We start from the raw sequence: 6,169 nt of genomic DNA on the forward strand, positions 1-6,169 counted from the left end.
GGATTGGCCTGCAGCAGCGACTGGGTGCCGGCCGGTTGCCGCACCGGCGCATGGGAGGGCGGAGCCGCCATCTGCAGATAGGTGACGATCACCGGCAGATGCCCGGGCCGGCTGGCGGTGGGCACGGCGGGGCGGGTCAGGGAGAAGGGTTGGTCAGCCATTTCTGCATCATCGTGACGGGCGATCTGGCATAGCCCAACCTCTCGTAGAAGGCCAGCACCCGTTGATTGGTTTCACGGACGAGCAGCTGGACCTTCGGCATGCCGGCGGCCGCCAGCCAGCTTTCGGCCTCACTCACCATCCGGCGGCCCAGGCCCTGGCCCTGCAATGCCGGATCGACGGCGAGGTAATAGATCCAGCCACGGTGGCCGTCCTGCCCGACCATGGCCGTGGCGACGATCCGGTCGCCGGCAAGGGCGGCAAGCACCGTCGAGCTGGTCTTCGACAATGCCAGGGCAAAATCGGCCGCCGGGTCGTTCCAAGGCACCACCAGCCCGCAGGCGCTCCACAGCGTGACGACGGCATCGCGATCGTCAGCCGTACAGGGCCGGACGGTGACGGTGTGGTTCAAGGCCGACGTGCTCCTGTTTCCAGCGGCAGATCCTCCCGAAGGCCCCATTCCGCCCAGGAGCCGTCATAGATCGCCACGTCCGGCTTGCCTGCACTGGCGAGGCCCAGCGCGATGACGCAGGCAGTGATGCCGCTGCCGCAAGAGGCAACCACCGGCAGGTCGAGATCCAGACCGGCCGCGCGCGCCTTCACCCCGATGACCTCCGGCGGCAGCAGGGTCTTGGATTCGGCGTCGATCAGGTCGGTGTGGGGCAGTTGAAGCTGCCGGGAATGCGGCCGCTGCGCCGGCCGGGCCACGGCTCAGGCACCGCGCCCTCGAAGCGGGGTTGGGCACGGGCATCGGTGACCTGATCGGTATGGGCGTCGATGTTGGCCAGCACCTGATCGGCACTGCGGATCAGGTTCGGCCGCTTGCGCGCGGTGAAGGTCGTGGGCTGGACCGGGGTGGTTTCGCCCGAGTCGGTCGGTCGCCCCTCCGCCAGCCATTTCGGCAGGCCGCCGTCGAGAACCGCCACACGGTCGAAGCCGAACAGCCGGAACAGCCACCAGACGCGCGCTGCCGCGGTCGCCATGCCGGCGCTGTCATAGACAACCACGGTATCGCCGTCGCCGATGCCCAGCGCGCCGATCTTCGCAGCGAAGGTCGCCTCGTCCGGGGCCATGTGGGGCAGGGGAGCGGTGTTCGGTGCAGCCACCTCGTCGACATCGCACAGGCGGGCGCCGGGGAGGTGGCAGGCCGCGAATTCCGCCCGGATGTCACGCTTCAGGGCCGGCATGTGCCAGGATCCGTCGAGAATCCTCAGACCCGGCCGACCGAGATTGCGGGCCAGCCAGTCGGTGGAAACCACCGGGCCGGTCAGCGCTTCAACAATGCTGTCGCTCATGCTGCGCATCCTTTGGAAAGGATCTGGTGGGCGGAATATCGGTGGAGCAGGCTCAGTCCTTCAACGCGATGACGACGCGCCGGTTCTGCTTGCCCTTGTTTTCGATCTTCGTCACCTCGATTCCGCCGATCTCGCCGGTGCGGGCGACATGGGTGCCGCCGCAGGGCTGCAGATCGACGCCCTCGACATTCAGCAGACGTACCCGGCCGCTGCCGGTCGGCGGCTTCACAGACATGGTGCGCACCAGTTCCGGCTGCGCCGCCATCTCATCGTCGCTGATCCAGCGGGTGCCGACGGGCGCATCGGCGGCGATCAGCCGGTTGACCGCGTCGGCGATGGCGTCCTTGTCCAGGGACTCGGCCGGGACGTTGAAGTCCAGGCGGCTCTTGTCCGCCCCGATCTGCCCGCCGGTGACCGATCCGGGCACCACCGCGCACAGCAGGTGCAGGGCGGTGTGCATGCGCATGTGTCGATAGCGGCGGTCCCAGTCGATCTCCGCTTCCACCGCCATCGTGGGGCTGGGCAATTCCTGCCCGTCCTCCGGCACATGGATGACGTCGTCAGGGCCGCCGTCGCCCTTCACCGTGTCCTTGATGCGGACTTCGAACCCGTCGAAGCGCAGGACCCCGCTGTCGCCCGGCTGGCCGCCGCCGGTCGGGTAGAAGACGGTGCGGTCGAGCCGGATGCCGCGGTCGTCCACCGCCGTGACGGTGGCGATGCAGTTGCGGGCGTAGGCGTCCTCGCGGAAAAGCGCGTCCATATCCCCCTCGGGAAGAGTCAGGCCAGCCAGTCTGGCACCGGAAGAGTCTTCTCACGGAGGAAGTCAGGATTGAAGAGCTTCGATTGGTAACGCTGCCCCCCGTCGCACAGGATGGTGACCACCGTGTGGCCGGGACCAAGGTCTCGCGCCACCCGCATCGCGGCGGCGATGTTGATGCCGCTCGATCCGCCGAGCACCAGCCCCTGGGTCTTGATCAGGTCGAAGATGATCGGCAGCGCCTCCTCATCCGGGATCTGCATGGCATCGTCGATGGGAGCGTCTTCCAGGTTGGCGGTGATGCGGCCCTGGCCGATGCCTTCGGTGATGGAGCTGCCTTCGGACTTCAGTTCGCCCGTGGTGTAGTAGCTGAACAAGGCGGCCCCCATCGGATCCGCCAGGGTGATGCGGATGTTGGGGTTCCGCTCCTTCAGCGCCAGCGCGATGCCGGCCAGCGTACCGCCGCTGCCGACTGCACAGGTGAAGGCGTCGAGCTTGCCGCCGGTCTGCTCCCAGATCTCGGGACCGGTGGTGGTGCGGTGGCCTTCGCGGTTCGCGGTGTTGTCGAACTGGTTGGCCCAGACGACTCCGTTCGGTTCGGTCTTCGCCAGTTCCTCGGCCAACCGGCCGGAATAGCGGACGTAATTGTCCGGGTTGGAATAGGGGACCGCCGGGACCAGCCGCAGGTCGGCGCCGATCAGGCGCAGCATGTCCTTCTTTTCCTGGCTCTGAGTCTCCGGCATCACGATGACGGTGCGATAGCCCAGCGCGTTGCCGACCAGCGCCAGCCCGATGCCGGTGTTGCCGGCGGTGCCCTCGACGATGGTGCCGCCGGGGCGCAGCAGCCCGCGCTGTTCGGCGTCGCGCACGATGGCGAGAGCGGCCCGGTCCTTGACCGATCCGCCGGGGTTCAGGAACTCCGCCTTGCCCAGAATCTCGCAGCCCGTCGCCTTCGATGGGCCTTCCAGGCGAATCAGCGGCGTGTTGCCGATGGCGCCGATGAAGCCGTTGCGGATGTCCAAGGCGGGTACTCCCAAGGTCTGATGTGGATTTCTGCCGATACTATCAGGGCAGGGGGCAGCAGTTTCAAGGTGGGGGTGTGAAATGCTGCATTGAACGGAGATGGTGTGTGGAATTTGTGGGGGATNGCCAGCGCCCTCTCCTGTCAGCCTTCCCCCAGCCAGCGCTTGCGCAGCGAGTCGCGGTGGCGGGCGAGCCAGCCGATGGCGATGATGGCGACGGAATTGCGCAGACGGTTCTCATCCATCATGCGGATCGCCTCGTTGGCCGGCAGGGCCATGATCCGGATGTCCTCATGTTCCTCCTCCAGCCCGCCGGTCTCGGCGAGGTTGCGGCTGTCGACCCGGCCGCAGAAGACGGTGACAACCTCGGTGAAGGCGCCGGGGCTGACGTAATAGTCGCAGATCTGCTCGATCTCCCGGATGGTGCAGCCGGCCTCCTCCATCGATTCGCGGCGGGCCACCTCTTCAGGCGTCTCGCCCTCATCGACCATGCCAGCGACGATTTCCGTCATCCAGGCCGGTCCTCCGGCCGCGGCGGAGCCGACGCGGAACTGCTCGATCATCACGACGGTATCGAGATCGGGGTCGTACAGCAGGACGCCCACCGCCGCACCGCGGTCGCACACCTCACGCGGGGGAAGAACGTCGGTCCATGTGCCGTCGAATTTCTTGTGACGCAGGCGGTAGACGTCGATGGTGAGAAAGCCCTTGTAGGGAGTCTTCTTGTCGAGAATCTCGATGTCGGGATGGTTCATGGCAGGCGCGGTTCCTTCGGATGGCTGTTGGTGACAGGGTGCAACGCCGACGCGCCGTCTACAAGCGACCGGGACGGGGCCTGCCGTTCGGCCGGGTGTCACAGCGTCGGGTTCAGGCGCAGGAACCGGACGCGGTCGGCCGAGGTCACCGGAACGGGCGTCAGGGTGCTTCCGCGCATCACCTCAAGCGGAACGACGATCCCGGCCGGACCCAGGCCCCAAAGCTTCCGGTAGAAATCGGCCAAGCCACTGAAGCGCTGGCCGCCGACGCCGACGATCCAGTCGCCGGGACGCAGGCCGGCCGACTCGGCAGGGCCGCGCGGCGAGACCTTTTCCACCAGAAGCCGCCCTCTCTCTTCGCGCAGCGTGACGCCCAGCCAGGGTCTTGCCGGTTCCTGCCGCCGGCCATAGGCCAGCAGATCGGCCAGGATCGGCTCCAGCGCCGAAACCGGAACGAACATGTTGCCGGGCAGCGGCCGTCCTTCCACGGCCTCCGCCACCAACAGCGATCCGATGCCGACCAGTCGCCCCTCGCGGTTGACCAAAGCCGCGCCGTTGAAGGCGCGGATCGGTGGAAAGGTGAACAGCGCCTCGTCCAGCAGATATTCCCAGTAACCGGCAAACTCCCGCTTTCCGACCACCTTGACGGCGGTGGCTCCGCGATTGTCGCCGCCGCTGAGCACAAGCAGTGTGTCGCCTTCCTTGACAGCGTCGGAACCGGCCAGGCGCAGCCAGGGGGCCGAGAACCCCATCTCCGCCCGCAACAGCCCGAAGCCACTGATGGGATCGTAGGCGATCATGTTGGCGGGATAGCTGTGTCCATCGGCGGTGGAGACCTGTATCTGCGACGCCTCCATCACCGTATAGCCGATGGTCAGGATCAGGCCGGAGCCGTCGATGACCACCCCGCTGCCCTCGCGGTCGGTGCCCAGCGTGCGGGCGCTCTGGCTGTCGGCCGGAACGGTGGCGGTGATGCCGACGACGGAGCGGACGACGCGCTCCGGGTCCAGCTGTGTCGGCTCCGCTGCCCCGGCGCTGCCGGGCACGGTCAGATGCAGGCCGATCAGCAAGAGGATGGCTGCCGCCAGACGCGGCACGACCGGTGTAGAGACGACCCGCATGACGCCGCACTCCCGCGCAAGGCAGGGCCAAGGGCACCCCCGGGACCGCGCGGCCCTGTCCGTCGCGACTCGGGTGACACCAGCATGACATTGCGTTCGAGTCGCGTCTCATCAAGCCGTCATCGCGCAGTCAGCGGCCGTCAGAGCCACCGCAGCGTTGGAAACATACCGCCGCCGGTCGCTGTTGTCTTGTGCGGGTCCCGAAATCCAAGGGGAAAGGAGACAGTATGTCCATCGAAAGCGAGCAGGATCTGGAAAGGGCCGTCCAGGAGTTCCAGAGCCTGGGCGACGCGCCGGACGGATCGGAGGAGGGGCGCCGCCGCAGCGTTCTGGACGCGGACATCAAGGCGTATTACGCCAGATGCGCCAACACGATGCGGCCGGGCAAACCGCCCTCCACCGGTTGAACGGAGGATGGAGCGGGTCCGCGTGGCTGAGCGTTGAAAAGCCGGCCATCAGAAGGAGAGCGGTCCGCGATGAAGCGACTCGACACCTGCTACACCTGCCGATTCTGGGAGGGGCAGGGGCTCCGCCAACGCGGGCCCAAGGGAACCTGCCGGCGCTATCCGCCGGTGGTGACCCCACGCAGCCCGGAGGGTGACTTTCCCATCACGCTTTCCACCGACTGGTGCGGGGAATGGAAACGTGTGGCCATTGCCGTGGCAAGCGGAGACCCGTCGGAGTCCGGCGAGACCATCTATGACGATCTGGGAGAGTGACCGCGGCTTACCGCGGGTGGGGTGGGATCACCAGAACCGGCGTGTTCTCGTAAGATGGCGGCTGTCTGTCCGGCGCTGTGGCGGTCCAATCGGCGCTGAGAGCAAGAAGAGCGATCAGCACGGCCGCCAGGAACAGCAGGACCGCCGTTATGCAGTCTGTCGTCCTGACCGTTCTATCGTCGGATGCGGATGAACGGTGGCCGGTGCCATTGACCGGCGGGGCAGTGCGAAGATGTTCGGACTGGAATGGCAGAAGCACGGCGATCCTCCATCGGCTGGAGACGCCCGGCCCAACGCTGAGGCCCGGATAATGATCAAGTCTAATCCCGCACGCTCCCGCG

9 protein-coding genes are annotated in these 6,169 nt (G+C 67.0%); 2 read left to right on the plus strand and 7 right to left on the minus strand.

The window, feature by feature from the left end:
- Positions 1 to 136: 136 nt before the first annotated feature.
- From I71_RS05350 to I71_RS05375, 7 genes are all read right to left on the minus strand, one after another.
- The gene (locus tag I71_RS05350) at positions 137 to 571 is read right to left on the minus strand and encodes a GNAT family acetyltransferase (protein WP_042691845.1); all 435 of its coding nucleotides are present in this window, start codon (positions 569 to 571) and stop codon (positions 137 to 139) included.
- Positions 568 to 867, minus strand: coding sequence for a hypothetical protein (locus I71_RS40815; RefSeq protein WP_307188962.1), 300 nt, complete (start codon positions 865 to 867; stop codon positions 568 to 570). The genes I71_RS05350 and I71_RS40815 overlap by 4 nt, the downstream gene beginning before the upstream one ends.
- A complete protein-coding gene (locus tag I71_RS05355; protein WP_307188963.1) occupies positions 807 to 1,454 on the minus strand; it encodes a rhodanese-like domain-containing protein in 648 nt (215 codons plus the stop codon). Before I71_RS05355 ends, I71_RS40815 begins: the two co-directional genes overlap by 61 nt.
- 52 nt (positions 1,455 to 1,506) lie before the next feature.
- A complete protein-coding gene (locus I71_RS05360) occupies positions 1,507 to 2,214 on the minus strand; it encodes an alanyl-tRNA editing protein (RefSeq protein WP_042691849.1) in 708 nt (235 codons plus the stop codon).
- Positions 2,215 to 2,231: 17 nt separating this feature from the next.
- Positions 2,232 to 3,233, minus strand: coding sequence for a cysteine synthase A (locus tag I71_RS05365; RefSeq protein ID WP_042691852.1), 1,002 nt, complete (start codon positions 3,231 to 3,233; stop codon positions 2,232 to 2,234).
- 143 nt (positions 3,234 to 3,376) lie between these two features.
- Positions 3,377 to 3,988 carry an NUDIX domain-containing protein gene (locus I71_RS05370; RefSeq protein ID WP_042691856.1) on the minus strand — a complete coding sequence of 204 codons (612 nt, stop codon included), beginning with the start codon at positions 3,986 to 3,988 and terminating at the stop codon, positions 3,377 to 3,379.
- A gap of 98 nt (positions 3,989 to 4,086) precedes the next feature.
- Positions 4,087 to 5,109 carry a S1C family serine protease gene (locus I71_RS05375; protein ID WP_049975938.1) on the minus strand — a complete coding sequence of 341 codons (1,023 nt, stop codon included), beginning with the start codon at positions 5,107 to 5,109 and terminating at the stop codon, positions 4,087 to 4,089.
- Positions 5,110 to 5,336: 227 nt separating this feature from the next.
- Here I71_RS05375 and I71_RS05380 point away from each other — a divergent pair, with 227 nt between their 5' ends.
- Both I71_RS05380 and I71_RS05385 read left to right on the plus strand, forming a co-directional pair.
- Complete coding sequence (locus tag I71_RS05380) at positions 5,337 to 5,516, plus strand: hypothetical protein (protein WP_042691859.1); 180 nt, start codon at positions 5,337 to 5,339, stop codon at positions 5,514 to 5,516.
- Positions 5,517 to 5,585: 69 nt separating this feature from the next.
- Positions 5,586 to 5,828, plus strand: a complete 243-nt coding sequence (locus tag I71_RS05385) for a hypothetical protein (protein WP_042691862.1) — start codon at positions 5,586 to 5,588, stop codon at positions 5,826 to 5,828.
- Positions 5,829 to 6,169 lie beyond the last annotated feature (341 nt).

It is taken from the genome of Azospirillum sp. B506 (assembly GCF_000333595.1).
Classification (GTDB): Bacteria; Pseudomonadota; Alphaproteobacteria; order Azospirillales; family Azospirillaceae; genus Azospirillum.